The sequence below is a fragment of the Thioalkalivibrio sp. ALJ1 genome (genome assembly GCF_000745395.1).
GTDB lineage: Bacteria > Pseudomonadota > Gammaproteobacteria > Ectothiorhodospirales > Ectothiorhodospiraceae > Thioalkalivibrio.
Genome location: NZ_KN050684.1, coordinates 1,185,167 through 1,210,777, shown reverse-complemented (window position 1 = coordinate 1,210,777; position 25,611 = coordinate 1,185,167). Strand labels below are relative to the sequence as shown.

The 25,611-nt window shown below is 62.3% G+C and carries 27 protein-coding genes; 4 read left to right on the top strand and 23 right to left on the bottom strand.

Annotation, left to right across the window (positions count from 1 at the left end):
- Window positions 1-390 precede the first annotated feature (390 nt).
- Window positions 391-1,146 (top strand): GntR family transcriptional regulator, encoded by a 756-nt coding sequence (locus tag F462_RS07980; protein ID WP_038053101.1) that lies wholly within the window; start codon window positions 391-393, stop codon window positions 1,144-1,146.
- 89 nt (window positions 1,147-1,235) lie between these two features.
- Here the strand turns inward: F462_RS07980 and F462_RS07975 are convergent, their stop codons facing one another.
- The 23 genes from F462_RS07975 to F462_RS07865 all read right to left on the bottom strand — a co-directional run bounded on the left by F462_RS07975 (window position 1,236) and on the right by F462_RS07865 (window position 22,430).
- Window positions 1,236-2,027 carry a sulfite exporter TauE/SafE family protein gene (locus F462_RS07975; RefSeq protein WP_244270865.1) on the bottom strand — a complete coding sequence of 264 codons (792 nt, stop codon included), beginning with the start codon at window positions 2,025-2,027 and terminating at the stop codon, window positions 1,236-1,238.
- 94 nt (window positions 2,028-2,121) lie between these two features.
- Window positions 2,122-3,717, bottom strand: coding sequence for a gamma-glutamyltransferase family protein (locus F462_RS07970; protein WP_038053095.1), 1,596 nt, complete (start codon window positions 3,715-3,717; stop codon window positions 2,122-2,124).
- Between the two features lie 11 nt (window positions 3,718-3,728).
- The gene (locus F462_RS07965; protein ID WP_038053092.1) at window positions 3,729-5,255 is read right to left on the bottom strand and encodes a tripartite tricarboxylate transporter permease; all 1,527 of its coding nucleotides are present in this window, start codon (window positions 5,253-5,255) and stop codon (window positions 3,729-3,731) included.
- On the bottom strand, window positions 5,243-5,845 hold the full coding sequence (locus F462_RS07960; RefSeq protein WP_244270864.1) for a tripartite tricarboxylate transporter TctB family protein: 603 nt from the start codon (window positions 5,843-5,845) through the stop codon (window positions 5,243-5,245). Before F462_RS07960 ends, F462_RS07965 begins: the two co-directional genes overlap by 13 nt.
- A gap of 17 nt (window positions 5,846-5,862) precedes the next feature.
- Window positions 5,863-6,345, bottom strand: coding sequence for a RidA family protein (locus tag F462_RS07955; RefSeq protein ID WP_038053086.1), 483 nt, complete (start codon window positions 6,343-6,345; stop codon window positions 5,863-5,865).
- 39 nt (window positions 6,346-6,384) lie between these two features.
- Entirely contained in the window at window positions 6,385-7,377 is a 993-nt protein-coding gene (locus F462_RS07950) for a Bug family tripartite tricarboxylate transporter substrate binding protein (RefSeq protein WP_038053083.1), read from the bottom strand.
- A 453-nt stretch (window positions 7,378-7,830) separates the two neighbouring features.
- Complete coding sequence (locus F462_RS07945; protein WP_038053081.1) at window positions 7,831-8,277, bottom strand: Lrp/AsnC family transcriptional regulator; 447 nt, start codon at window positions 8,275-8,277, stop codon at window positions 7,831-7,833.
- Window positions 8,278-8,509: 232 nt separating this feature from the next.
- Window positions 8,510-9,487, bottom strand: coding sequence for an electron transfer flavoprotein subunit alpha/FixB family protein (locus F462_RS07940; RefSeq protein ID WP_038053077.1), 978 nt, complete (start codon window positions 9,485-9,487; stop codon window positions 8,510-8,512).
- Window position 9,488: 1 nt separating this feature from the next.
- Window positions 9,489-10,238: an electron transfer flavoprotein subunit beta/FixA family protein gene (locus F462_RS07935; RefSeq protein WP_018865562.1), complete on the bottom strand. Its 750-nt coding sequence runs from the start codon at window positions 10,236-10,238 to the stop codon at window positions 9,489-9,491.
- 50 nt (window positions 10,239-10,288) lie between these two features.
- Window positions 10,289-11,923 (bottom strand): electron transfer flavoprotein-ubiquinone oxidoreductase, encoded by a 1,635-nt coding sequence (locus tag F462_RS07930; protein ID WP_038053075.1) that lies wholly within the window; start codon window positions 11,921-11,923, stop codon window positions 10,289-10,291.
- A 31-nt stretch (window positions 11,924-11,954) separates the two neighbouring features.
- The gene (locus F462_RS07925; protein WP_038053072.1) at window positions 11,955-12,731 is read right to left on the bottom strand and encodes a ferredoxin--NADP reductase; all 777 of its coding nucleotides are present in this window, start codon (window positions 12,729-12,731) and stop codon (window positions 11,955-11,957) included.
- Between the two features lie 5 nt (window positions 12,732-12,736).
- Window positions 12,737-13,087, bottom strand: a complete 351-nt coding sequence (locus tag F462_RS07920; RefSeq protein WP_038053069.1) for a DUF971 domain-containing protein — start codon at window positions 13,085-13,087, stop codon at window positions 12,737-12,739.
- Window positions 13,087-13,311 (bottom strand): hypothetical protein, encoded by a 225-nt coding sequence (locus tag F462_RS07915; protein ID WP_018175198.1) that lies wholly within the window; start codon window positions 13,309-13,311, stop codon window positions 13,087-13,089. The genes F462_RS07920 and F462_RS07915 overlap by 1 nt, the downstream gene beginning before the upstream one ends.
- 6 nt (window positions 13,312-13,317) lie before the next feature.
- On the bottom strand, window positions 13,318-13,641 hold the full coding sequence (gene fdxA, locus F462_RS07910) for a ferredoxin FdxA (RefSeq protein ID WP_018141512.1): 324 nt from the start codon (window positions 13,639-13,641) through the stop codon (window positions 13,318-13,320).
- Between the two features lie 51 nt (window positions 13,642-13,692).
- The gene (locus F462_RS07905) at window positions 13,693-14,652 is read right to left on the bottom strand and encodes a HEAT repeat domain-containing protein (protein WP_038054904.1); all 960 of its coding nucleotides are present in this window, start codon (window positions 14,650-14,652) and stop codon (window positions 13,693-13,695) included.
- Window positions 14,653-14,663: 11 nt separating this feature from the next.
- Window positions 14,664-14,897, bottom strand: a complete 234-nt coding sequence (locus F462_RS07900; RefSeq protein WP_017942684.1) for a 4Fe-4S dicluster domain-containing protein — start codon at window positions 14,895-14,897, stop codon at window positions 14,664-14,666.
- Between the two features lie 12 nt (window positions 14,898-14,909).
- Window positions 14,910-16,655 (bottom strand): fumarate reductase/succinate dehydrogenase flavoprotein subunit, encoded by a 1,746-nt coding sequence (locus tag F462_RS07895; RefSeq protein ID WP_038053068.1) that lies wholly within the window; start codon window positions 16,653-16,655, stop codon window positions 14,910-14,912.
- Window positions 16,652-17,443 (bottom strand): GntR family transcriptional regulator, encoded by a 792-nt coding sequence (locus F462_RS07890; protein ID WP_081610840.1) that lies wholly within the window; start codon window positions 17,441-17,443, stop codon window positions 16,652-16,654. Before F462_RS07890 ends, F462_RS07895 begins: the two co-directional genes overlap by 4 nt.
- A 58-nt stretch (window positions 17,444-17,501) precedes the next feature.
- Window positions 17,502-18,380: an ABC transporter ATP-binding protein gene (locus F462_RS07885; protein WP_018141508.1), complete on the bottom strand. Its 879-nt coding sequence runs from the start codon at window positions 18,378-18,380 to the stop codon at window positions 17,502-17,504.
- 44 nt (window positions 18,381-18,424) lie between these two features.
- Window positions 18,425-19,375, bottom strand: coding sequence for an ABC transporter permease (locus F462_RS07880; RefSeq protein WP_038053064.1), 951 nt, complete (start codon window positions 19,373-19,375; stop codon window positions 18,425-18,427).
- A gap of 321 nt (window positions 19,376-19,696) precedes the next feature.
- Complete coding sequence (locus tag F462_RS07875) at window positions 19,697-20,470, bottom strand: competence/damage-inducible protein A (RefSeq protein WP_371180495.1); 774 nt, start codon at window positions 20,468-20,470, stop codon at window positions 19,697-19,699.
- A 19-nt stretch (window positions 20,471-20,489) separates the two neighbouring features.
- The gene (gene hemH, locus F462_RS07870) at window positions 20,490-21,581 is read right to left on the bottom strand and encodes a ferrochelatase (RefSeq protein WP_018141505.1); all 1,092 of its coding nucleotides are present in this window, start codon (window positions 21,579-21,581) and stop codon (window positions 20,490-20,492) included.
- Window positions 21,582-21,788: 207 nt separating this feature from the next.
- Window positions 21,789-22,430: an HNH endonuclease gene (locus F462_RS07865; RefSeq protein WP_018874016.1), complete on the bottom strand. Its 642-nt coding sequence runs from the start codon at window positions 22,428-22,430 to the stop codon at window positions 21,789-21,791.
- Between the two features lie 348 nt (window positions 22,431-22,778).
- On the opposite strand from F462_RS07865, the gene F462_RS07860 reads away from it, so the two are divergent.
- From F462_RS07860 to F462_RS07850, 3 genes are read left to right on the top strand one after another with little or no spacing between them, the layout of a single operon-like run.
- Window positions 22,779-23,912 carry an NAD(P) transhydrogenase subunit alpha gene (locus F462_RS07860; RefSeq protein WP_018874017.1) on the top strand — a complete coding sequence of 378 codons (1,134 nt, stop codon included), beginning with the start codon at window positions 22,779-22,781 and terminating at the stop codon, window positions 23,910-23,912.
- Window positions 23,909-24,220: an NAD(P) transhydrogenase subunit alpha part 2 gene (locus F462_RS07855; RefSeq protein ID WP_017942675.1), complete on the top strand. Its 312-nt coding sequence runs from the start codon at window positions 23,909-23,911 to the stop codon at window positions 24,218-24,220. The genes F462_RS07860 and F462_RS07855 overlap by 4 nt, the downstream gene beginning before the upstream one ends.
- The gene (locus F462_RS07850; RefSeq protein WP_018874018.1) at window positions 24,217-25,605 is read left to right on the top strand and encodes an NAD(P)(+) transhydrogenase (Re/Si-specific) subunit beta; all 1,389 of its coding nucleotides are present in this window, start codon (window positions 24,217-24,219) and stop codon (window positions 25,603-25,605) included. The genes F462_RS07855 and F462_RS07850 overlap by 4 nt, the downstream gene beginning before the upstream one ends.
- The last annotated feature ends 6 nt before the right edge of the window (window positions 25,606-25,611 follow it).

The following is a 25,611-nucleotide window of genomic DNA, read 5'->3' as shown; positions in this document are numbered from 1 at the left end:
GTTTGACCAGTCGACTGCCCCCGGCGCGGGGGCTTGCCTGTACTAACAGGCCATGACTGATCTACCGGATACGCAGCAGGTTCCGTGCCGTAGCGAGCAATCGAGAGAAAATTGACTTCAATTAACTGTTTTTAAAGTTTTATCTTTTTCTCCCCGTAGCGCATTGGCATCAACCATCAATCGCGATACCGCCCCAAGCTGGGGAATCCCTGCGCCATTGAAGTGCCGTATCACTGGATTAAGCGTCGGCAAGCATGACAAGCAATACACCTTCCGTACGCAGCGCTCCCACCGCCAGCCTCACCACTCAGCCACTCCATCCGTTCCACTACCCATCTCACTCCTTCTATGACACGATATGATGAGCCGAATCTAGGAACGAGACCGCCCATGGAATCCAGCACTCCGGACCGCCAAACGCTTCAGGAATCTCCGCAACCCCTATATGTCCAGATCAAGGAGACGTTGCGTCAACGGATCCTCGACGGGACCTACCAGCCGCACCAGAAGCTTCCATCCGAGAGCGAGCTTACCCGACGCTTCGGTGTCAGCCGCATTACCATTCGCCAGGCACTGCGTGACCTGCACAACGAAGGGCTGATTTTCAGCTCGCAGGGCAAAGGCAGTTTTGTCAGCAAGCCGAAGGCGGTGCAAAACGTACGACGCCTGGAAGGCTTTGGCGAGGCCATGGCGGCCCAGGGCTACGAAGCAACGGCGCGGGTGGTTTCGATCGAGGAAATGGTCCCACCCAAGAATGTGCGCGACGCACTTGACCTCGGGGGCGCAACAAGCGGCTCGGTGGTCGAAGTGAAGCGGGTGCGCTACCTGAACCGAGTGCCGGTTTCACTGGAGATCAGCTATTTCCCATTGGATGTGGGGCGCCCCTTGTTCAATCAGGACCTCTCGGGCGATATCTTCCCGATCCTGGAGAACCTCTCGGGCATCCCGCTGGGTGCAGCCAACATCAGCATCGATGCCGGGCTTGCGAACAGCGAAGTACAGAAGGAATTGGGCCTGTCGGAAGCCGACCCGGTTCTACAGGTGGAACGTCTAACCCACGATCGCTCCGGACGGCCCATCGACTACGAGTTCCTGTTTTTCAGTGGCGACTCATTCAAGTATCGATTCGAGATCGATCGATCCTGAATCGACCGGTCGCGGCAACATCCGGGCATACCCTTGCAACCACAGGGCCCCGGTTAGAAGGGGTCCGGTAACAACCATGGGCGCATGGCCTAGATACTCACGCGGATCATGTTGAGCGCGACGAGCAGCAGGAAAAACCCGAAGACCTTCTTGAGTGGCCGGGGATCGAGGGCGTGAGCCAAACGCACTCCGATCGGCGCACTGAGATAGGCAATGCTGACGATGCAGGCAAACGCGATCAGGTTCACGGCGCCGATGCTCCCGGGTGGCTGATGGGCCGGCTCGACGTTGACGAGCATGAAACCAAGCGCAGCCGGCCCCGCAATCAATATCCCCATACCTGAGGCCGTCGCGACCGCACGGCGCATGGATGTCCCCAGGGCCGTCATCAGGGGAACCGAGAGCGTGCCACCCCCTATGCCCATGATCACGGACACCGACCCGATCACAGGGGGTGCCGTTCTAATAACGGCGCCTTCGGGAAGATGCGTGATGATCCGAAACCGCAGGTCTCCGACCAGCAGATGGACCGCAATCAACAGGGCCAGCACCCCGAAAATCACCTGCAGCACCTCGGACGAGAGCTGCGCCGAGATCCAGACCCCGAGAATTGCCCCACCAATGATGCCGGGGCTCCAGCGCCGAAGGATAGCCCAGTCCACCGCCCCGCGCGCATGATGAAGAAAGGTGGATCGTGCCGAGGTGAACACGATGGTGGCCAACGACGTCCCCAGACAAATCTGCATGAGCTGCTCACTGGAATAATCCAGCAGCGAAAAGATATAAAACAGGCCGGGCACAAGGACAATTCCACCGCCCACTCCCAGGAGCCCCGACAAGATGCCGGCGATGCCGGCCAGCACCACGAGCAACACCGCCATCCAGACGATCAGACCGGGATCAGGCACGGATCAGATCCCGGAACGACAGGGCACGTGGCCCCACCCGCTCGGGCATCCGACACAACGGCTCGGATTAGTAGCCAAGGGCACACCCGTCCTTGCGGTGATCGGAGGCACCCACGAGCGTCCCGGCCGCATGGTCCATCCAGATGGCCTGCGAACCGCCAATCGGACGTGGTGGGAATATCAACCGATGGCCACGATCTCTCAAACCCTCCAGCACTTCGGGACGAAAGGTGGACTCGATTTCGACCATCCCCTCTCCCAGAATCGGGAACAGGCGTGGCAGGTCCATGGACTCCTGCAAATCGAGCCCGAAGTGCAGCAGGTTGGACAACATGTACGCGTGTCCAGCTGACTGGTAGTGCCCGCCCATCACTCCGAACGGCATCACCGGCCGACCTTTATGCGACAGCATGCCCGGGATGATGGTGTTCAATGGACGCTTGCCGCCATCCACCTGGTTTGGGTGCCCTGCCTGCATGCTGAAGCCCTGGCCACGGTTGTTTAGGAGCACGCCATGCCGTGGCGTAAGGATGCCGCTACCAAAATTCAGGAACAGCGAGTTAATCAGGCTGACCGCATTGCCGTCACGGTCCACCACGGCGATATAAACCGTATTCCCCGCCACCGGAGACAGCGGCTGGACGGGCACGGAGGCGGCGGAATCGGGATCCAGGCTTTGACGCATCCGGTCCGTGTACGAGTGCGCGAGCAATTGCCCAAAACCGGCTTCCATGGCATCCGGTTCGGCGACCCACTCATCCCGCGCGGCATAGGCAATACGGGCAGCCTCGATAAAATAATGGAGGCGTTGAGGGTCCAGCGGATCACCGCAGCCTGCCTCCAGTGGCTCCAGCATCTGCAGCAACATGAGCGCGATAATGCCCTGCCCATTCGGGGGGCACTCGTGAACCTCGTATCCCTGGTATGTCGTGGAGATCGGGTCGACATACTCCCCGCGAGCGAGCGCGAAATCCTCGAGCGAATGGAACCCGCCCAGTTCGCTCAAGACCGACACCATCTCCTCGGCCACGGGCCCGTCGTAAAATCCGGATGCCCCCTGCTCCGCGATTCGCTCGAGAGTTCTGGCTAGTTCGGGTTGCCGATGAACGGACCCCACTGCAGGGGGCTGGTCGTCGGGCAGGAAACGTGACCGGGTGGGTGCATGGGTGCGCAGCAACTCCTGATGGCGGCTCCAGTCCCAGTGAACCCGGGGCGAGATGGCGTACCCATCCCCCGCCAGACGGATCGCGGGGGCCAGGATTTCACGCATGGAAAGGCGCCCATGATCGGCCGACAGCCGACACCAGGCCTCAACCGATCCCGGTATCGTCACAGCATGGGCAGAGGTCCGCTCGACGTCTGCCAGACCCATGTGCGCAAGTCGCTCGAGACTCGCAGCTGCCGGCGCGCGCCCCGAGCCGTTATAGGCCACGGGACGTTCGGATCCGGCCGGCCAGATCATTGCAAAGCAGTCCCCGCCAATACCCGTTGACCCTGGCTCGACTACACACTGCACGGCGCAGGCCGCCAGGGCCGCGTCCATCGCATTGCCACCATCACGCAAAACCTGCAGCGCTTCGGCACTGGCGAGCGCATGAGAGGTCGCCACCATGCCGCTGGTCGCATGCACCGTGGAGCGGCCGGGTTGCTCGAAGTTTCTCATCCTCTACCTCGTTACGATCTCAAGGAGTGAATGGCACTGGATTCGGTGCGGCCCCGAAGCACGCTACGCACACCCGCCACCACCGCCATGAGCAACAGCAAGACCGTCGCGGCCAGGAAAAACATGCTGATCCCACTGGAAACAAAGTATTCCGCCTCGCCCCGGCCCAGCTGAATGGAACGGCGGAAGTACCGCTCCAGCATCGGCCCCAAAATGAAACCAATCAACACCGGCGCCATCTCGAATCCGTAGCTCCGCAGGAAGACGGCGATCACGCCCAGCATCAGTGCGAGTCCGACATCAAAGGGGCTGTTGTTGACGCTGTAAACACCAATGCAGAGCAGCACGATGATCATGGGAAAGAGCATCTGGTAGGGGATCTTGAGAATCTGCACCCACAGCCCGATCAAGGGGATGTTCAGAATGATCAGCAGGAAACTGCCAATCCAGAAACTGGCGATCAGGGTCCAGAACATCTCGTTATTCTGAGCAACAAAATTGGGCCCGGGCGTAATGCCATGAATCATCAGGGCCCCCAGGATCAGTGCCATCGTGGCACTACCCGGTATACCCATCGACAGCGTTGGAATGAAGGCGGTCAGCGCCGCGGCATTGTTGGCCGATTCCGGCGCACTAATGCCCGCGATCGCGCCCTTTCCAAAGCGTTCCCGGGTTCGTGAAACCCGTTTCTCCACCGCGTAGGCGACGAAGGACGCAATGGTCTGGCCGGCCCCGGGGAGCGTCCCCAGGAACGAGCCAACGGCCGTGCCCCGAACCATGGGAAAACCCGAAGCCCGTAGATCCTCGCGTGTCGGGATCATCGACTTGAGACTGACCTTCGCGGTAGCGAGATGCCCGGAACGCATGACCATGGAGCGCATAATCTCGGAGATCCCGAACAGACCCATCGCCAACACGATCAGGTCAATCCCGTCGAACAATTCGGGTATGCCAAACGTGAACCGGGCGACCGCCGAGTTCTGGTCCATCCCAATCAGTCCGAGCAGCACGCCAACGGCCACCATCGCCAGTGACTTCGCCGTACTGCCGTTAGTGATGGTCGATGTCGCCACCAGCCCGAACAGGATCACCGCAAAGTACTCGGCGGGCCCAAAATTCAGCACCAACCGCCCGAGCGCCGGAGCCGCAAAAGTCAGGAAGAAGATCGCAACCGAAGACCCCACCAGAGAAGCCACTGCCGTAATAAACAGGGCCACGCCCGCGCGCCCGGAGAGCGCCATCGGGTGCCCATCCAGGCAGGTCACCGCCGAGGAAGGCGTACCCGGGATGTTCAGCAGAATCGACGTGATGGAGCCGCCGTACTCGGCGCCGTAGTAGACACCAGCAAGAAGGATCAGGGCGCTGGCCGGCGGCATGTAGAAGGTAATCGGCAGGAGCATGGCGATGGCCGCCATCGAACCGATACCGGGGAGTACGCCGATGAACGTCCCGAGCGTAACTCCGAGAAGAACATAGAGAAGATTCTGCAGCGTGAAGGCCGCTTCGAAACCACCGGCAAGGCCGATCAGAACATCCACGGCATGTTCCTGGGGAACGCGCGAAAGTGCAGATCAAGCAGGACGATGAATACGATCCAGATCGCCGCCGTATTGAAGGTGGCAAGCGCCACCGCCGAAAGGGGCCGGAAAGGCGGGCGTGCGATGGACGAAATCAGTGACGTCACGAACGCCGCAACAACAAGACCCACGCTCGGTAGCAAAGCCATGAAGGCCAGCACCCCACCCGATATCATCAAGATCCCGCGCAGCCCCTGCCAGTCCAGGTCCAACTCATCCAGCCGAGGCTTGATGCCGGGACCGAACATGCCCCATATCAACAGGCCACCTGCTATGAGCAGCGCCACAGCCAGCACGAGGCCCGGGACCATTCCCGGACCTATCCGTTGCAACGTGCCAATCGGAAGCCTTTCCAGGCCGAGAATGAACGGTGCGCACACCAGCAGGAGCAAGAATCCGGAGCCGGTATGGGTATTGAACAACCAGCCCCAGCTCAGCCGATTCCACAAACGCTCCGCCACGACGGCAACATCGATATACGTACCCGCATAGGCCCGAGCCTGGAATTTCGGGCGCTCAGTAATCTCACTTCTCATGGCGTCATCGAACATGGCGTTTACCTGCGTGATCAATCCGGATCGATCTGTACAACCATTTCGGTCTCGATAGGGGCCTGGAAAGCCAGACCCGCCACCACCACGATGGCCCGAGCGTGCTGGCCGCGCTCCGGGCCCAGGACCTCGACCAGAAGATCGGAAGCCCCGTCCGCAACCCAGGGGCCTCGGTCAAATCCCTCGACCCCATTCACGTACCCATTGATCTTCACAATCCGCTTAATGCGGTCGAGATCACCGAGATATTCCTTGAGCCAGGCGAGGTGATTCAGGGCGCAGCGACGCGCCGATTGATAACCCTCTTCGTCACTGATCTCACGTCCCAGCTTTCCGGGCTTGGGGATCCTGTCGGCACCTCTTTCGTCCTTGACGGTGCCGAGCGTTCCAGAGACCCACACCAGGTCGCGTACCTGCACGCAGGGAATGAAATTGGCAGGGACAGTACGCGTTTCCGGCAGATCGATTCCCAATTCCTGTAAGCGCTTTTCGGTATACATGTCGGTTTACCTGAGACCCTTCTTCAGGGAGGTATCGGTCTACTGCGAGCCCTTCAGTCCAGCGTCTTCGAGAACGATGGCCCACTTCGCGATTTCATCGGCAACATGGGTTTCAAACTCGCTCGCCGTCGAACCGATCGTTACAAAGCCCTGCGATTCAAGCGTCTCGACCACATCGTCGGACTTCATGGCCCACTGAAAAACCTCACTCAACCGCTCGACGATCGCATCCGGTGTATCGGCGGGCGCCTTAATTCCCCACCAGCCATAGGTCTCGAAATCGTCCAGACCCGATTCCATGGCGGTCGGCACGTCAGGCAACAGGGTGGAGCGCTCCTGGCTCGTGACCATGACAGCATGCAGGTCGCCACTTTCAACGAAGCCTTTACCCGAAGAGATGTTGTCGAACATGAAGTCGACGCGACCCGCAATCAGATCCTGCAGGGCCGGGGCGCTGCTCTCGTAGGGGACGTGCTCCATCTCCACCCCCAGGGTGCTCGCGAAGAATTCAGCCGCCAGGTGCAGCGGACTGCCGATACCGGAGGAAGCGAAACGCAGGGTGTCGCCTTCAGCCGCTGCGATCAGGTCATCGAGAGACTCGATACCCGAATCGGTGGGCACCAAAACCAGATGAGCCTGAGAGGCCAGAAGGCTGACCGGCGCGAAGTCCTCGATCGGATCGTAGGGAAGCGACGCAAACAGGGACGGCGTCACCGCGTGGGTGGCGAAGTTTGCAAACAGCAGGGTGTAGCCATCGGCCGATGCATTCGCCACGGTATTCGAAGCAACTGAACCACCCGCGCCCGGACGGTGTTCAATCGAAAAGCGCTGGCCAAGCTCTTCCGAGGCCTTGTTGGTGGCGATTCGCGCCAGATTGTCAGTCGCTCCACCGGGACCCAGTGGAAGGTAGACAGAAATCGGGCTGTCGGGATAGTCGGCCGCCGCCGACGGAACTCCAGCCATGGCCCCAACCAATGCAAGGCTCAACACAACGCCTCGCAGGTTCAGTCGCGCAAACTCAGGGATCTTCATTGGTCAAGTCCTCTCATATGTAAAAACGGTCGCGATCGAAAATGCACGGCAGCAAAACCCTCAACCAACCGGAGGTGCGGGATGTCATGCGTTCTTGATGCGCAATTAAGTTATTGCAAAGGGTGTGCCATTCGAATGAAAAATTGCAAGTTACTGAATTTAATACGTATTTAAGTTATCGAATCGAAGCACAGAATCCACAAAGGGGCATGCGGCGGGAAGATACAATTGCAACTTGGAGAGGGGTCGAAACAAAAAACGTCAAGCACGGAATGGCAGCCGGACGAGTTTCGGTTGGGAAGAAACAACCAAAAAGCTCTTTTGTCGAGTTCGGTCAAGTGAAGGCGTGCGTCCAATGTGGTGCAAAGCGCACCATTCGAGCGCAGCAACACAACCGGCCGAAGAAACAATCTGGGAACACTGTTCTTATAGCACTCAGGACTGGGAGGCAGATTACAGGCGGGCGCCACCGCGGCGGTTCTTGATCCGCTTCAGGAGTGTCTGGCTCTCGACACTCGAGACATCCGGCTGCGTGGAAACCTGTGATTGAATCAGGCTGTAGAGATCGTCATAGGAATCCACGAGTACATGGACGTGCAGGCTGCGCATGTCGGTCATGATGTAGAGACTGACCACTTCGGGCTGCTCGGCCAGATGTCGGGCCACTTTCTCCAGACCCTTGGGGACTACCTTAATGTCCAGAAAGGCGGAAACCGACTTGCCGAACTTTTCCGGGTCCACGATCGCGGCGAACTTCTCGATGACCCCTTCATCCTGAAGTTGCTGCACCCGGTGCTGCACATGCGCACGACTCACACCCAACTGGCGTGCGATCTCGGCGAATGACACGCGTCCATCCGCGACCAACAGGCGAACGATCTGTGCGTCCAGGGAATTCACGCTTGCCCCTCCAGCCATTCAGTCGACGTGGCCGACGACCTGTTCATGAATGTACCTGATCTGGCGTCCAGTCGGGTCAGGGCACAGTCGGTTCGCGCTCGCTTTGGGTACCGAGATACGTGAACGGCGTCGCCTGCCGTAAGGGCTTCGGTCAGAAGAGGCGCACCTAGCCGGTGCGCCCGGCTGGCAGGCATACAGGGACACCCACCCTCCGGGCCGGCCGGTACCGACATCAACCCTCGGCGAGTTCTGGCTTGGCCTCGCTTCGCAGCTGCCGAATCTTCTCGTGAAACTCCGGCAGGATATCGAACAGGTCGCCGACCAGGCCGTAGTCGGCCACGCCGAAGATTGGGGCATCCGGATCCTTGTTGATGGCGACGATGACCTTGGATCCGGTCATGCCTGCGAGGTGCTGAATGGCGCCGGAGATACCCACCGCAATGTATAGCTCCGGTGCGACCACCTTGCCGGTCTGTCCCACCTGGCAGTCGTTGGGGGCATAACCGGCATCCACGGCTGCACGCGAGGCGCCCACGGCGGCGTTCAGATCCGCTGCCAGCTCCTCCAGCAGACGGAATTTCTCCAGGCTGCCGAAGGCTCGCCCCCCGGACACAACGATCCCGGAGGATTCCAGTTGCGGCCGGTCCGACTCGTCGAGTTGGAGTTCGACCTCGCGGGACTGGGCCTGGGTCTCACCGACCTCAATGCGTTCCAGTTGGGCCTCACCGCCGCCCACCACCTCTTTGGCGAACGCAGTCGGGCGTATGGTCAACAACTTGTGCGGCTCCAGCACCCGCAAGGTTTCGTTGGCATTGCCCGCGTAGATCGGGTGCACGAACGTCTCCGCGTCCTGGATCACGGTGACATCCGAGACCATCTGGATGTCGACCAGCGCCGCCACCCGGGGGAGCAGGTTTTTCCCGAACGTGGTCGCGGGCGCCAGCACATGACTGTAGTGCTCGACATGTCCCGCCACCACCCCGGAAAGATCTTCAGCAAGGCCGCCTGCCAGATGGGGCGCCTCGGCGAGCAGCACACGGCGGACTCCGGCCATCGAGGCGAGGCTTTCGGCCGCCGCCGCGGGGCGTGCCCCCGCTACCAGGACGTCGATGGGACCGTGCAGTTCGCGGGCGGCCGTCAGGGTGGACAAGGTGCTGGCGGCCAGTGTCTCCCCTGCCGTCTCCGCTACAACCAGTATCGTGTTCGTCATCTCAGATCACCCCCGCTTCGTTGCGTAGCTTGTCCAGCAGTTCGTCCACGTCCGCGACCTTCACACCCGCCTCGCGGGGAACGGGCTCGGAAACCTTGACCCGCTCCACCCGCGGACGCATATCCACGCCCAGGGCCTCGGGCGTGCGCTCCTCGATGGGACGTTTCTTCGCCTTCATCATCGCTGGCAGCTTCACGAACCGGGGCTCGTTGAGTCGCAGGTCCGCTGTCACCACGGCAGGCAGGTCCAGTTCAACGGTCTGCTGCCCGCCATCGATCTCGCGTGCTACCCGCGCCCGGCCCTCTTCGATGGTCAACTCGGATGCGAAGGTACCCTGGGGCCAGCCGAGCAATGCAGCGGTCATCTGCCCGGTCTGGTTGGCGTCATCGTCGATCGCCTGCTTGCCAAGAAGCACCAGGTCGACCGCTTCCTCGCGCGCGACCGCGGCCAGCAACGCGGCCACGTTCAGGGGCTGAGGCGATTCCGGCACATCGATCCGGATCGCGCGATCCGCGCCCATTGCCAGGGCGCTGCGCAGAACCTCCTGACTGGCCTCGTCACCCACAGTCACCGCCAGCAATTCGCTGCAGATACCAGCCTCTTTCAGGCGTACGGCCTCCTCCAGCGCAATCTCGTCGAAGGGATTGGCGGACATCCGGACATTTTCCGTCTCGACACCGCTACCATCCGACTTCACGCGGATATTCACGTTGTAATCGATCACGCGTTTTACGCCGACCAGTACTTTCATCGCATTCACTCCCGTTGACTTTGCGGCCCGGCAATCGGCCTCAATGCGGCCTACATGCCCGAATAAATCGGGCCCTCACCGCCTTGCGGTACCTGCCACTGGATATTCTGGGTGGGGTCCTTGATGTCGCAGGTCTTGCAGTGCACGCAGTTGGCTGCGTTGATCTGCAGGCGCGGCCCCTGGTCGCCATCGACAATCTCGTACACCCCGGCCGGGCAGTAGCGTGTCTCCGGCGCCCCGAATTCGGCCAGGTTTACCTGGATGGGGACGTCGGGATCACGCAACCGCAGATGGCAGGGCTGATGCTCGTCATGGTTGGTGTTCGAAAGGTGCACCGACGACAACAACGGGAACGTGAGCTCCCCGTCCGGCGCCGGATATTCGATCGGCGAGGCCTCCGACTGGCGCTGTAACTGGTCGTGATCCGCGTGCTGGGAGAACGTCCATGGCGCACGGCCACCGAACAGGTAGGTGTCTGCGGCGGCATACGCCAGCCCGCCCCACAATCCCCAGCGGGCAAAGGCGGGGCGGATATTGCGCGCGCGCCGAAGCTCGGACCAGACCCAGGAATCCGCCAACACCCGGTCCACGCCAGTAGCCACCGCCGGCTCGGATGCGTTCGCCCAATGCTCGAACACCGCCTCCGCCGCCAGCATCCCGGACTTCATTGCGGTGTGGGTGCCCTTGATGCGCGCCACGTTCAGCAGGCCCGCGGCATCCCCCATCAGCATCCCGCCCGGGAATTCCAGCTTGGGGCAGGACTGCACCCCTCCTTCGACCAAGGCCCGCGCACCATAAGACAGGCGGCGACCGCCCTCGAGATGGCGGCGAATCTCCGGATGGGTCTTGAACCGCTGCATCTCCTGGTAAGGCGAGAGGTTCGGGTTGGTGTAATCGAGCCCAATCACGAACCCCACAGAAACGCGGCGCTCGTCGAAGTGATACAGGAAGCCTCCGCCGTAGGTCCGGGCGTCCAGGGGCCAGCCGACCGTATGCACCACGGTGCCCGGCCGGTGGACGGATTCATCCACTTCCCAGACCTCCTTGACGCCAATCCCGTAGGTCTGCGGATCGGCATCTCGATCCAGTTCGTAGGCAGCAATCACCTGCTGGCTCAACGATCCACGGCAGCCCTCCGCCAGCAGGGTTCGCCCGGCCACGATCTCCACACCGGGCTCGTGCTGCGGGCCGGGCGTACCGTCCGGCTGCAAGCCGGTCTCCGCAGTGGCAACGCCCCGCACGGAACCCTGTTCGTCGTACAGCACCTCGGCCGCCGCGAAGCCCGGGTAGATGTCCACCCCCAGTGCCTCCGCCTGCTCGCCCAGCCAGCGGCACAGGTTGCCCAACGAGCCCACATAGTGGCCCTCGTTGCGCAATGCAGCCGGGGTGGGCAGTCGCAGGCTTCCATGCTCGCGCAGCAACAGGAAGTGATCGTCGACGGCAGGCGTTTTTAACGGCGCTCCTAGATCGCGCCAGTCGGGAATCAACTCGTCCAGTGAGCGCGGATCGATCACCGCACCGGAAAAAATGTGCGCCCCGACCTCGGGCCCCTTTTCCAGTACGCAGACCGAGAGGTCGTCCCGGCCCTGGTCCTGCGCCAACTGGCGCAGCCGGATCGCGGCCGCGAGACCCGCAGGCCCCGCACCGACGATGACCACATCCATCTCGATCTGCTCGCGTTCCATGGTGATCTCCCGATCAGTCGGCGCCGCCGGATTACTGCTCGACAAAGGCCCGCTCGATCACGTACTCACCCGGTACACCCGTCTTGGGCGAAGCGGTGAAGCCCATCTGATCCAGCAGGTTCGACAGGTCCTCGAGCATCGCCGGGCTGCCACAGATCATGGCGCGGTCCTGTTTCGGGTCGAGCTGCGGCAGACCGAGGTCTTCGGCCATCTTGCCGTTCTCGATGAGGTCCGTGATGCGGCCCTTATGAACGAAGTCCTCGCGCGTGACCGTTGGGTAGTAGAGCAACTGCTCCTGCGCGAGCTCGCCGAGGTATTCGTGGTTCGGGAGCTCCTCGGTCAGGTATTCCTGGTAGGCCAGCTCGCTCTTGAAGCGGACACCGTGGACCAGGATCACTTTCTCAAAGCGCTCGTAGGTCTCCGGATCGCGGATGATGCTCATGTAGGGCGCAAGTCCGGTACCCGTACCGAACAGATACAGGTTCTTGCCCGGCAGCAAATCGTGGATCACCAGCGTGCCGGTGGCCTTGCGGCTTACCAGGAGCTGGTCGCCCTCGTTTATGTGCTGCAGACGCGAGGTCAATGGACCATCCGGCACCTTGATGCTCAGGAACTCGAGGTATTCCTCGTGGTTCGGGCTCACGATGCTGTAGGCCCGCAGCAAGGGCTTGCCCTCCACCTCGAGGCCGATCATCACGAAATGGCCGTTCTCGAAGCGCAGGCCCGGATCGCGCGTGGTCTTGAAGCTGAACAACGTGTCATTCCAGTGGTGCACGCTCAGCACTTCTTGTGGGTCACAGGCTGCCATGGGGTCTACCTCCCAGATTCGAGTCGGGTTGTGTTTCCATCATTGATTGAATGGGCCGGGGCCCGGGCGCTGCTGATCTCCCACAGATAGCGCCACGGATAGATGCCCTGCTCGTGACCATCGGAGAACACGAAACGCACCCCGCTGACCCCGAACGGAACGATGTCGACCACGTCTATCTGGGTGGCATCCGTTACCGGCTCGTCCCTGCGCCGCGCCACGGTGCAATGGGCACAGCGACAGGCCAGGCGCAATGCCTCGAAGCGTTTGCAGGTGACCTCGCCGGACGACCAGCAAAACTGAACCTCGCCGGTCTGCCCCTGCAGACGGATCTCGTCGGGCGGTTGCATGCTCATTACGCGCTACCTCCGGCGGCCATCGGGCCGCCTTCCACAGGACAGGTTCGGGCGAGTTCCGCGAGCACGGTCTCCTCGATCACCAGGGTGGTGACCGGCGGCCACAACAGGGGGTTGTCCGGGTCGTCCACCGGACGCGCCCCGAGCAGGGTGGCCACGCCGGTCAGCCACGCCCCCAAAAAGGCGCCGCGCGTTACCCAGCTTGTAATGACAAGATGCGACATAATGACTCAGCGCTCCAGCTCGGCCAACTTGCCCGTGCGCTCGATCCACTCTTCCGCGTCGGGCAGCGGGTCCTTTGCCGACGTTATTACCGGCCAGATGGCCGCCAGCTCGGCATTCAAGTCGAGGAGGTGTTTTTGATCCTCGGTCAGCTCGCCTTCTGGCTGGATTGCCTCGGGCGGACATTCCGGCACACACAGGTCACAGTCGATGCACTCCACCGGGTCGATCACCAGCATGTTGGGACCCTCGTGGAAGCAGTCCGCCGGGCACACCTCGACACAATCGGTGTACTTGCACCGGATACAGTTTTCATTCACTACGTAGGTCACGGTCGTCTCCGTTCGGCTGCAGGGAACACTCGGGGAAACACGCGCGGCGAATCAGCTCGCCACGCGCAATTTCGACTGGGCCCACAGGGCGGTCTTGCGGACATCGGGGTCGGGGTCGTCCAGGGCGCTTTCCACATACGCGCTGGCCCGGGCGTCACCGATCTCGCCCAGCGCGCCGACCGCGGCCTTGCGCAGATTCGACACCGGGTCATCGGTGCAAACACCCACCGCCTCGACCGCCTTCGGATCACCCAGGGTGCCCAGCGCCTCCACGGCCTTCTCGCGCACCTGCCAGAAGGCGTCGCGGGTCGCCTCGATCAGGCTCTGGAGTGCGGCGCGCAGGCGCAGCTTGCCGATCATGGAGGCCGCCTCGGTTCGAACCTGCCAGTTTTCGTCTCGCAGGCCACTCAGCAACGCATCCACAACGGAGTCGGGATCGCCGTACGACAGGGCACTCACCGCCACCCGCCGAACATCCGGGTCGGAATCCTCGCGGGCTCGCTCCATCAACACCGGAAGATTGGCCGGCGACCGCAACCACCCGAGCACAGAGACCGCCTCACGGCGCACCCCCGCATCGGAATGTTGCAGCATGGCCAGGGCGGGTTCGCAGCTCTCGGCGAGCCGCATGGGCTTGAGTGCCCCGAGCACACCGATAATGACGAATGGGTCGTCGCTGCCCTTCAGGGCATCCAGCAACGGCTGGGCCGCGTCGGTGTCTTTCAGGTCCGCCAAGGCGTGGGCGGCGGCATTACGTACCGCCTCGTCGCTATCGCTGAGCGCCGCGAGCAGGGCATCGGCAATATCGGCCGACTCAAACTCGTCGACGACCTTGGCCGCCTCTCGGCGGACCGAGGGGTCGGGGTCTTTCAGGGCCTGGGTCAACAGGTCGGCCGCTTCGGGCTCCGCACTGTCCACCAGGGCCAGGACCCCGACGCGGCGCATCTCCACGTCGTCGGAGCCCAGCTTGTCGGCAATGTCCTGCAGTTCAGGATCGTCATATTCGCTCATCAGGTTCACCTTCAGCTCAGCAGATACGGAATGTTCACAGTGACTGCGTCGGTCGGGCAGTCTTTCTCGCAAGGCATGCAGTACCAACATTCGTCGTAATGCATATGGGCCTTGCCCGTGACCTCGTCGATCAGCAGGACATCCAGCGGGCAGACGTCGATGCAGACCCGGCACCCCTTGTCGGCGATGCACTTCTCTTCATCGACCACCACCGGGACGGTCGTCTTGTGGTTGGCTACAGGCATGTCACTTCCCCTTTATTCAGCCGGGACTTCATCGGTGTTTTCGATCCGCATGGACTGGTAGGCCGACAGCTCGTCGTCGTCCAGCGGGATGATGTAGGGATCCACCGCACGCGTACCGGTACGCATTGCCCCGTCCTCGCCCTTGTACAGTCGGCTGTGACAGAACCAGTTCTCGTCGTCGCGCTCGGGGTAGTCGATGGAGTAGTGGTACAGCCCCCAGCGGGATTCCTTGCGCGCCATCGAGGCGCGCGCCGCCATCTCGGCGCAGTCGACAATCGCATGCACCTCGAGGGCACGCAGCAGTTCGTGGGGATCCCGCGCGTGGAGCTTGGCCAGGTCCTCGCGCACTTGCAGGATGCGGCTGAGCCCGATCTCCATCTTCTTGGTGACCTTGGGCGGCTGCAGGTAGTCGTTCACCAGGCGGCGCACCTTGTACTCCATCTGCTCCGGCGGAATGCCGTCCTCCGCGTTCAGCGGTGCCATCACTCGTTCGAGTTCCGCCGCAATCAACGACTCGTCCAGTGGTGCGTCGGTCCAGTCGCTGACGTAACGCGTCGCGCTCTCGCCGCAGATCTGGCCGTACACGAACGCGCCCAGCATGTAACTGTGCGGCACCGAGCCCATGTCCCCGGCCGCATAAAGGCCCGGCACCGTGGTCTCGCCGTGTTCGTTGATCCACACCCCGGAAGCCGAGTGGCCGCTACAGAAACCAACCTCGGAGATGTGCATCTCCAGCATGTGCTCGCGATAGTTGGTACCGCGCCCGGCATGGAAGCGTTCTCGCGACGGGCGTTCGTTGGTATGCAGAACCGTCTCGATCTCCTGGATGGTCTCCTCGGCGAGGTGATCCACCTTCAGGTAGACCGGGCCCTTGCCCCCTTCCAGCTCGCGGTAGAACTCCAGCATCATCTGGCCCGACCAGTAGTCGCACTCGATGAAGCGCTCGCCCTGGGCATTCGCCGTGTAGCCGCCCAGCGGGCCGGTCACGTAGGCACAGGCCGGACCGTTGTAGTCCTTCAGCAACGGGTTGATCTGGTAACACTCCAGGTTCGCCAGGTCGGCGCCGGCGTGGTAGGCCATCGCATGCCCCTCGCCCACATTGGTCGGGTTCTCGTAGGTGCCGTACAGATAACCGGAGGTCGGCAGGCCCAGGCGTCCCGCGGCGCCGGTCGCCATGATCACGGCCTTGGCGCGGATCAGCAGCGGCTCGGAGGTGCGAGTGTTCACCGCGAAGGCCCCGGCGATCTTGCCGTCGCGATCCTTCAACAGGCGGGTGGCCTGATAGCGATTTTCCACCTTGACCCGGTTACGGCGCAGGCGTCGATATAGGATCTTCTTGACGTTGTGGCCCTCGGGCATGGGCAGCACGTAGCTCCCCATGTGATGGACCTTCTTCACGTCGTAATCGCCGGTCTCGTCCTTCTGGAAGTGCACCCCCCAGGAGTCCAGCTTCTGGATCATGTCGTAGGAACGCTCGGCATAGGCCAGGACCGCCTTCTGATGGACGATGCCGTCATTCGCCGTGGTGATCTCCTTTACATACTGCTCGGGCGTGGCCCGGCCCGGGATGATGGCGTTGTTCAGGCCATCCATCCCCATGGAGATGGCGCCGGAGCGTTTCACGTTGGCCTTTTCCAGCAGCATCACGCTCAGGTCGGGGTTTTCCTCCTTGACCGTCACCGCCGCCAGCGGCCCGCCGGTCCCGCCGCCGATCACCAGGACATCCATCTCGACTGTTTTGATTTCGTTGACTTTCATAGGTACTCCTCATTGGGATCCGTACGGAACTTGCAGTTGAAGGTGTCTTCGCGGAACGACAGGCACTCCACGTCAAAGGCACGACCGCTGCGGTCGAGAAAGACACGGGTGAGTTTCAGGACAGGGGCCTCCACCGAAAGCGCCAGCGCTTTCTGGACCTCAGGCTCCGGGTGACAGGCCTCGATTTCGATACGGGCACTCCGCACCCCGAGACCCAGGCGATTCTTGAGAACGGACAAGGTGTCCACCGTCAGGTCCCGGCTAAATACCCGCCGACCGATGGCCAGGGGCAGAAAACTCTCGCTGACCATCACCGGCTGTGAGCGCAAATACTGCACCTGGCGAATGCGGGTAACCGAGTCGTTGGGCGCCAAGCCCAGCTCACGCGCCACCCGCGAAGGCGGGGTCATCTCCTGCATGGAAAGCAGGCGCACATCGGCCTCGCCGATCTGGCTGGTCACCGTCTCGCCGAAGGCCTCCATGCGCCGCAGCTCCTGGCTGACCCTCGGCCGGGCGACGAAGATTCCACGCCCCTGCGCCGTCACCACCAGGCCTTCGGCACACAACTCGCGAAGCGCTCGACGCACCGTGATTCGGCTGACCCCGAAGGCCTCAATCAACTCTTTTTCAGTGGCCAGGCGCTCGTTTGGCGCGCGCACACCCTGAAGGATCTCGCGGCGCAGGCTGTCGCGGACCCAGCCGTAGAGCGGTCTGGATCCGCCGGACCGGCTAACGGGACGCGGAGGTACCGTGCTTGCAAGCCCTATTTGGCGGTGTATATCCAGCATATGTACTATCCTATCATAACAAGTAATGAGGAGTAAACGGATCCGTGCCCATTTGGCTCTAGACCGACTGCCCCTGCTGTTCGAATGCCCGTGTCGTCTCAGCCCGAATCAGGTCCAGGCACTGTTTTTTCAGCTCGACGAATCGGGGCTCGGTCACCACCTCGTGGGTACGCGGGTGCGGGATGTCGACACGAATATCCTTGATTAACCGTCCCGGACTGGCGCTCATCACGATGATCCGGTCCGCCAGGAACACGGCCTCCTCGATGTCATGCGTAACGAACACGATGGTGGTGTGAAACTCCTGACGCAGATCCACCAGGTTTTGCTGCATCATCGCTCGGGTCTGGGCATCCAGCGCCCCAAACGGCTCATCCATCAGCAACACGTCGGGGTAGTTCGCCAGGGCGCGCGCGATGCCGACCCGCTGCTGCATACCCCCGGACAATTGCGCCGGAAAGTGGTTGCCATAGGCCGAAAGGCCCACCATCCCGAGAAAGGTGCGCGCGATACTGTCGGACTCGGTTCTGGAGTGCCCGGCCATCCGGGGGCCAAAGGCGACGTTCTTGCGGACACTTTTCCAAGGGAACAACGAGTGCTGCTGGAACACCATGCCGCGTTCCGGACCCGGTCCACGAACCCGTTTACCATCGACTTCGACACGCCCTGCCGTCGGCGCGACGAATCCGGCCACCGCATTCATCAGGGTCGATTTGCCGCAACCCGAAGGTCCTAGGAGGCAGATGAATTCGCCCGGTTCGATCTCCAGGTTCGCGCCATCCACCGCTAGATTTCGGCGCCCATTGGTATTGAACTCGATGGACACATCGGAGATCTGGACTCGGCCCGCCTCGGGGCGACCCGCCAGCGTCCCACCGGGTGCAGATTTCTTGCGTGATGGCCCCTCACCGAAGGCCCAAAGGTTTCCAATTCTCATTGCGCGATCCCGTTGCTTACATGGTTCGAAATTGGGTCGACTTCCTAACGCTGCCAGCGCAGGAACGGCCGGGCGCCATAGCGCACCAACAGCGTGGACAGAGTTCCAAGGAGGCCGATCGTCACCATCCCGACAATGATCTGCGGGTACTGAACCAGTGAGTAGGAGCTCCAAGTGAAGTAGCCGATGCCGTACTGGCCACTGATGATCTCGCCCGCTAGCAGCGAGAACCATGCGATGCCCATGCCGATCGCCATACCCGCCACGATGCTGGGCAAGGCCGCCGGCAGGACGACATGGATCAAGATCGAGGTACTGGAGGCCCCCAAAGCACGGGCGGCCCGCACGAGATCCTTGGGCGTCTGATCCACCCCGTGCATGGTGTTCAGCACGATCGGAAAAAATGCCCCGAGAAAGGTGATAAAGATGATGCTGCTCTGTTCTGTGGGGAGCATCAGGATCGCCAGCGGAATCCAGGCCACCGCCGGAATGGGCCGGAAGATTTCTACATAAGGCGAGAACACATCCTCCACAAAACGGTTACGACCCATGAAAACGCCAAGCGCGATGCCGGAGATCGTAGCCAACCCGAAGGCGATCGCGACCCGCTCGACGCTGGCACCGACATGTCGATAGAAGATGTCGGAAGACAACAGATCCAGCAGCACCGCACCCACAACACCGGGTCTAGGGACATTCTCGAAGTTGAGGAGCAGACGGAAGTCATTGACCGAGGCCAGATGCCAAAGACCGATTAGCACCAGAACCGAGATCGCCCGGACGCTGTAGCGTGCCCACCAGGTACCGCCTAATACCTTGAGGCGCTCGCCGATAGACGAGTCACCCGCCTCGCCAAGCGAGGAACTGCCCGCTCGAGGGACTTCCTCCGACGCAGGCGCGGCATCCGTGGCCTGGGCCGTCGCAGTCGTATTGTCGGGCGCGGAAGGAGCGGTCTCCACCGGCTCGTCTGCTACTGGCACCGTCTTATTTGTCATTCGAAACCCCTTCCCTCGAGGCCATCAGGTCTTGCCCAATGGATTGATCTGTCACGCCACCACTCAACTTGTTCTGACGTGTTCTTACGCCCTGAAGTGGTTGCAGCATCCATGCCAATGCCCAAGGGGCATCGAGAAAGGGGTTTAAGGTGCTGTTTCTAGAGGGACGCCGAGGTAGAGGAAAAAAGGGATCCACGAGCCGACGCGGGTCACGTGCATCACGCACGGGCGAACACGCCCCAGGACGGGGCACGCTAACCCGAAACTGCGAGGCTTATAATGACAAGTGCAGCCAGAACCGGAGCCCGCGGCCGCTGGGACCTAGTGGGTCAAGAAGCCCGCCTCGATCAAGGACTGGCGTAGCCGCGCGTGGGCCTCGGTGACGCGGGCGCGGGGGCCACGCACGCCCAACTCGACCCGCGGCGCGGTGCGGTCCATTCGGGGCAGACAGGAGATGCGCAGGTCCGGGAATGCGGCCTCCATGGCCTCAAGCACCGGCACCAGGGAGCTCTCGGTGGTGTTCTGCAAGATCAGGCTCTCTTCCACTGAACCCGCTTCCGCGTTGCGCTGGGGGAAGCGCTGGTCCAGTACCCAGCGCGCCATGGGCTCGGCCATGGAGGGGAATCCGGGCACGCAATGATGCCGCTCGCAGCTGAACCCTGGCACACCGTTGATCGGGTTGGGTATCAGGCTGGCACCTTCTGGCAGCTCGGCCATGCGGATGCGATGCGGATAAGCCTCGTCCCCGAAGCGGCGTTCCAGCAGATCAACAAACTCCGGATGACGCTGGAGCGGTCGTCCCAGCGCTTCGGCCAGGCAGGCACGGGTGCGATCGTCCGGGGTCGCGCCGATACCGCCGAAGCTGAACACCTCGGCGCCGCTTGCCAGGGTCTCGTGGAAGGTCCGCGTCAGCAGGCGGGCGCTGTCACCCACGATCCGGATCCACGACAGCTCCAGGCCCTTCTCGGCAAGCGCCTCGGTCAGATGGGCTTGATGGCGGTCGCGGCGCTTGCCGCTGAGCAGTTCGTCGCCAATGATCACGGCGCCGATCTCCAACGCATCCGCATCCCGTTCGACCATCACGGGTCCGTCCATCGCCCCGGCCTTCACCACGTTACTGTTTGGCGCCCAGCGCGAGCGCTCGCTCGCGGGCGGCGGCGCGCGCCTCGGGGGCGTTGTCCGGATCGTTGAGCCACGGCGTCAGGTGCTGGCGCAGCAGCCCGGCCAGGAAATCGAGGTGATCCGCGCGGTCGTTCAGGGCCGGGATGTAGTGGAAGCGTTCGCCACCGGCTTCCTGGAAGATTTCGCGATTCTCGTCGCCGATCTCCTCGATGGTCTCGAGGCAGTCCGCGGAGAAACCGGGGCAGATCACGTCCACCGACCGCACGCCCTGCCCCGGCAGCGCCTCCATGGTCTTGTCGGTATAGGGCTGCAGCCATTCCTCGCGACCGAAACGCGACTGGAAGGTCACCTGCCACTGATCGTCGTTCAGCCCCAGCGCCTGCGCCAGCTTGTGCCCGGTGGCATGGCAAAGGCAATGGTAGGGATCGCCCTTGAGCAGGTAGCGCTTGGGGATACCGTGGAAGGACATCACCAGGCGATCGGCCTGACCCTGTTCATTCCAGTGCTCGCGAACGCTGTTGGCCAGCGCCTCGATGTAACCGGGCTCGGCGTCGTAGGCGGCGATGAACTGCAGGTCCGGCACCCAGCGCCAGCCCTTCAGCACGTCGGCGACGGCATCGAAGGTGGAGCCATTGGTACTGCCCGAGTACTGCGGATAAAGCGGCAGGACCACCACTCGACGCACGCCCTGGCGCCGCAGCTCGTCGAGACCGGCGGCAATCGACGGGTTGCCGTAGCGCATACCCAGCGCGACCGGGACCTCACCGACCTGTTCGGCCAGGCGCTGGCGCACGCCTTCGGCCTGGCGTTTCGAGATCGCCAGCAGCGGCGAACCCTCATCCGTCCAGACGGTGGCGTACTTGGCCGCGGAACGCTTGGGACGGATATTCAGAATCACGCCGTTCAGGATCAGCCACCAGATGGGCCGTGGCACCTCGACCACACGCGGGTCCCAAAGGAACTCCTTCAGGTAGCGGCGCAGCGCAGGGGCAGTGGGTTCGTCCGGCGTGCCGAGATTAGTCAATAACACACCGACACCGCGCGCCTGGCCGTGGCGATAATCCGCTTCTCCGAAGTACTTCATGGGGCTCCTTGCAGACAATAGGGGGAGTCGACTCCGTTCGGAGTCTCACCGGACCGAATTGGTTCAGCCCGGAACGGGCTCAGGATAGCGCGCGATGACCAAGGGCACCTCTGCGCGAATCGCACGTCCGCGTTGTTGCCCCCTGTTTCGGGGGGGGGGGCAGGGCGCGGCGTTGTGGCTCCCTTGAGCAGGATGACTGCTCGGCAGTCAACGCGCCTTATTCGCACGTAAAAGCGACTCGAGCGTAGACGCACGATCCGTGCAGAGGTGGCCTACACGTCCCCGCAGCGGGCTTGTGCGCGGGAAGTGGGCCTGCAGGAATTCCATCTGGTCGGCCAGTACGCGCTTGCCCTTGAGGAAGATGTACTCCGCATGGGTGGGCGTGAATGGGATCGCCAGCAACTGCATGCCCGCCTCCTCTGGCGTGAACCCGGCCTTGTGGTTGTTGCAGCGCTTGCAAGCCGTCACGACGTTGTTCCAGGTGTCCTCACCGTTCTGGCTGATCGGCGTGACATGGTCGCGGGACAGGTCACACTCGCGGAAGGAATTGCCACAGTAGAGACACAGGTGGGCGTCGCGGCGGAAGAGTGTGGTGTTGTTGAGCGGGGGGATGTAATCGTTGAAGCGGGACTGACGGGTGCCGTGCGTAGCGATGATCGAGTTGACTTCGACCCTTGATTGCAGCCCGGTTCGCGCGTTGATACCGCCGCGCATGCGATAAAGCGGACTCCCACAGGTGTAGGCCACCTGCTCGGTGTAATAGAGGCGCACGGCCTGCTCCAGGCCGATCCACTCCAGCGGCATACCCGCAGCATCCGTGCGCAGGACTTGATGCTCGGTCGGCAACATGACCTCGTCCCGTTTCAAGGAAACACGGATTTGCTCACGCGTCTCGCTCGGTGACCGGCGAGTGAACAAATCGATGCCTCCTTCGGTGCTCGTCTGACAATAAACAGCCCTGAAGAACAAAGCAATTACAACACCATGACCCGCGGTATCGAAGGTTCGCTGGGCCCGGCATAGCCCCCCGGACGCTGTGGACACGGTTTAAGCGCCAGGCTGATTCCGCTACACTCGCGGGTCGTTTTTTGTGCGGCATGGCTCGGTTCGAGCGTGCAGCATCCGATTTCACCACCCGCGAGCGCGGCTGATCGTCCGGTAAGGAGTACGCGGACGTTTGGCCCGGGGAGAGAGCGCATGGCAATCAAATTATCCGTTCCCAAGGAGTCCGCCAGCGGCGAGCGCCGCGTGGCCCTGGATCCGTCGGTAGCGGCCAAGTTCAGCGATCTGGGCGTCACCGTGCAGCTGGAGAAGGGTGCCGGCTCCAATGCCCAGTTTCCGGATGCGGCCTACGAGAAGGCGACCGTAGTCGATACCGAGACCGCTTACGGCCAGTCGGACCTGATGGTTCGCGTGGCACCGCCGACGGTTGAAGAAGTGAACCAGCTGCCGGAAGGCTCGACCGTGGTCAGCCTGTTCCACGCCCACCGCAACCCGGACGTGGTCAAGGCGATGCAGGAGCGCAAGATTCTGAGCTTCGCGATGGAACTGATCCCCCGCATCTCGCGCGCCCAGAGCATGGACGTGCTGTCCTCTCAGGCCGCCGTGGTCGGCTACAAGGGCGCGATCATGGGCTCGGATCTCTCCTGCCGCTTCTTCCCGATGCTGACCACCGCGGCCGGCACCATCCGCCCGGCTAAGGTCATCGTGATTGGTGCTGGCGTGGCCGGTCTGCAGGCGATCGCGACCGCCAAGCGCCTGGGTGCGATGGTCGAGGCCTATGACGTGCGCTCCGCCACCAAGGAGCAGGTCGAATCGCTGGGTGCGAAGTTCCTGGATCTCGGCGTCTCCGCCGAGGGCGAGGGGGGCTACGCCCGCGAACTCACCGAAGAAGAGAAAAAGCAGCAACAGGACGCCCTGGGCGAGTACATCGCCAAGGCGGACGTGCTGATCACCACCGCTGCGATCCCCGGTCGCGATGCGCCCAAGCTGATCCCCAAGGAAATGGTCGAGGGCATGAAGCCGGGCGCTGTGATCATCGACCTGGCGGCCGAGGGCGGCGGCAACTGTGAGCTGTCCAAGCCGGGCAAGACCAGCCGAACCAAGGGCGTGGTCATTCACGCACCGCTGAACGTGCCCTCGCAGGTCCCGCTGCACGCCTCCGAGATGTACGCCAAGAACCTGCTCAATTTCCTCACGCCGATGATCGCCGAAGGCGGCGAGTTCAAGCCGGACTGGGATGACGAAGTCATCGCCAAGAGCGTGCTGACGCGCGACGGCGAGATCGTGCACGAGGCCACCCGCGAGGCCCTCAAGGGAGCGAAATCATGATCATCGAAGGCTTTATCGCGCTGTACATCTTCATGCTCGCGGCCTTCACCGGCTACGAGATCATCTCCAAGGTACCGGTCATCCTGCATACCCCGCTGATGTCCGGTTCCAACTTCGTCCACGGCATCGTGCTGGTCGGGACCATGGTCGCACTTGGCCATGCCACGACCCCACTGGAACAGGCCATCGGCTTTGTCGCCGTGATCCTGGCCGCGGGTAACGCCGTGGGTGGCTACGTCGTCACTGAACGTATGCTGGAGATGTTCAAGACCAGCAAGAAGGACGACAAGAAGGGAGATAACGCATGAGCATGATCATCAACCTCGCCTACTTTGCGGCGGCGGTCCTGTTCATCGTCGGCCTCAAACAGATGTCTTCGCCGACCACCGCGCGGCCGGGCATCATCTGGGCCGGCGTGGGCATGGTGATCGCCACGCTCGTGACCTTCGTGCATCCGGAGATTTCCGGCGGCGTGAACTACACCCTGATCATCCTGGGTATCGTCATTGGTGGCGGCCTCGCCTGGTGGAGCGGCAAGAAGGTCGCGATGACCGACATGCCGCAAATGATCGCGCTGTACAACGGCATGGGCGGCGGTGCCGCAGCCGGTATCGGTGCGATCTACCTGCTGCAGGCAACCCCGGAAACGGTCAGCAACACCGGCCTGGCGATCGCCGTGACCGGCTCGCTGATCGGCTCGGTGGCCTTCTCCGGCTCGCTGGTGGCCTACGCCAAGCTGCAGGGTCTGATGAAGAAGACCTTCACCTTCGGCGGCCAGCAGGTGGTGAACATCGCGATCTTTGCGATCACCGTTATCCTCGGCTTCATGCTGGCAACCGGCGGCGGCGAGATTGGTTCGGCCACGCTGCTGCTGTTCTTCGTCCTGTCGCTGGCCTTTGGCGTGCTCATGACCCTGCCGATTGGCGGCGCTGACATGCCGGTAGTCATCTCGCTGTACAACGCCCTGACCGGCCTTGCAGTTGGTCTGAAGGGTATCGTCCTCGACAACCCGGCGCTGATGATTGCCGGTATCGTGGTCGGTGCGGCCGGTACGCTGCTGACCCAGCTGATGGCCAAGGCGATGAACCGCCCAATCAGCAACATCCTCTTCAGCCAGTTCGGTGGGTCCAGCGGCGGCGCGGAAGAGGCGATCGAAGGCACCATGAAGGAGATCCAGGCCAACGACGCCGGGATCATGATGGCCTACGCCGAGAAAGTGATCATTGTGCCGGGCTACGGCATGGCCGTGGCGCAGGCACAGCACAAGATCTGGGAGTTCACCCAGCTGCTGCAGAAGCGTGGCGTGGACGTGAAGTTCGCGATCCACCCGGTCGCGGGCCGCATGCCCGGGCACATGAATGTGCTGCTGGCCGAGGCCGGCGTGCCCTATGACATCATCTTCGACCTCGACGAGATCAACGAGGAGTTCAAGACTGCGGATGTCGCCATGGTGATCGGCGCGAACGACGTCGTGAATCCGGTGGCCCGGACCAACCCGGACTCCCCGATCTACGGCATGCCGATTCTGAACGCCGACCAGGCCCAGAACGTCATCTGCGTGAAGCGCGGCAAGGGTTCCGGTTTCTCGGGTATCGAGAACCACCTGTTCTATGCCGACAACAACCAGATGCTGTACGGCGACGGCCAGAAAGTGGCCGCCGAACTGGTGGCCTCGGTGAAGGCGCTCGGCTAGCCCGTC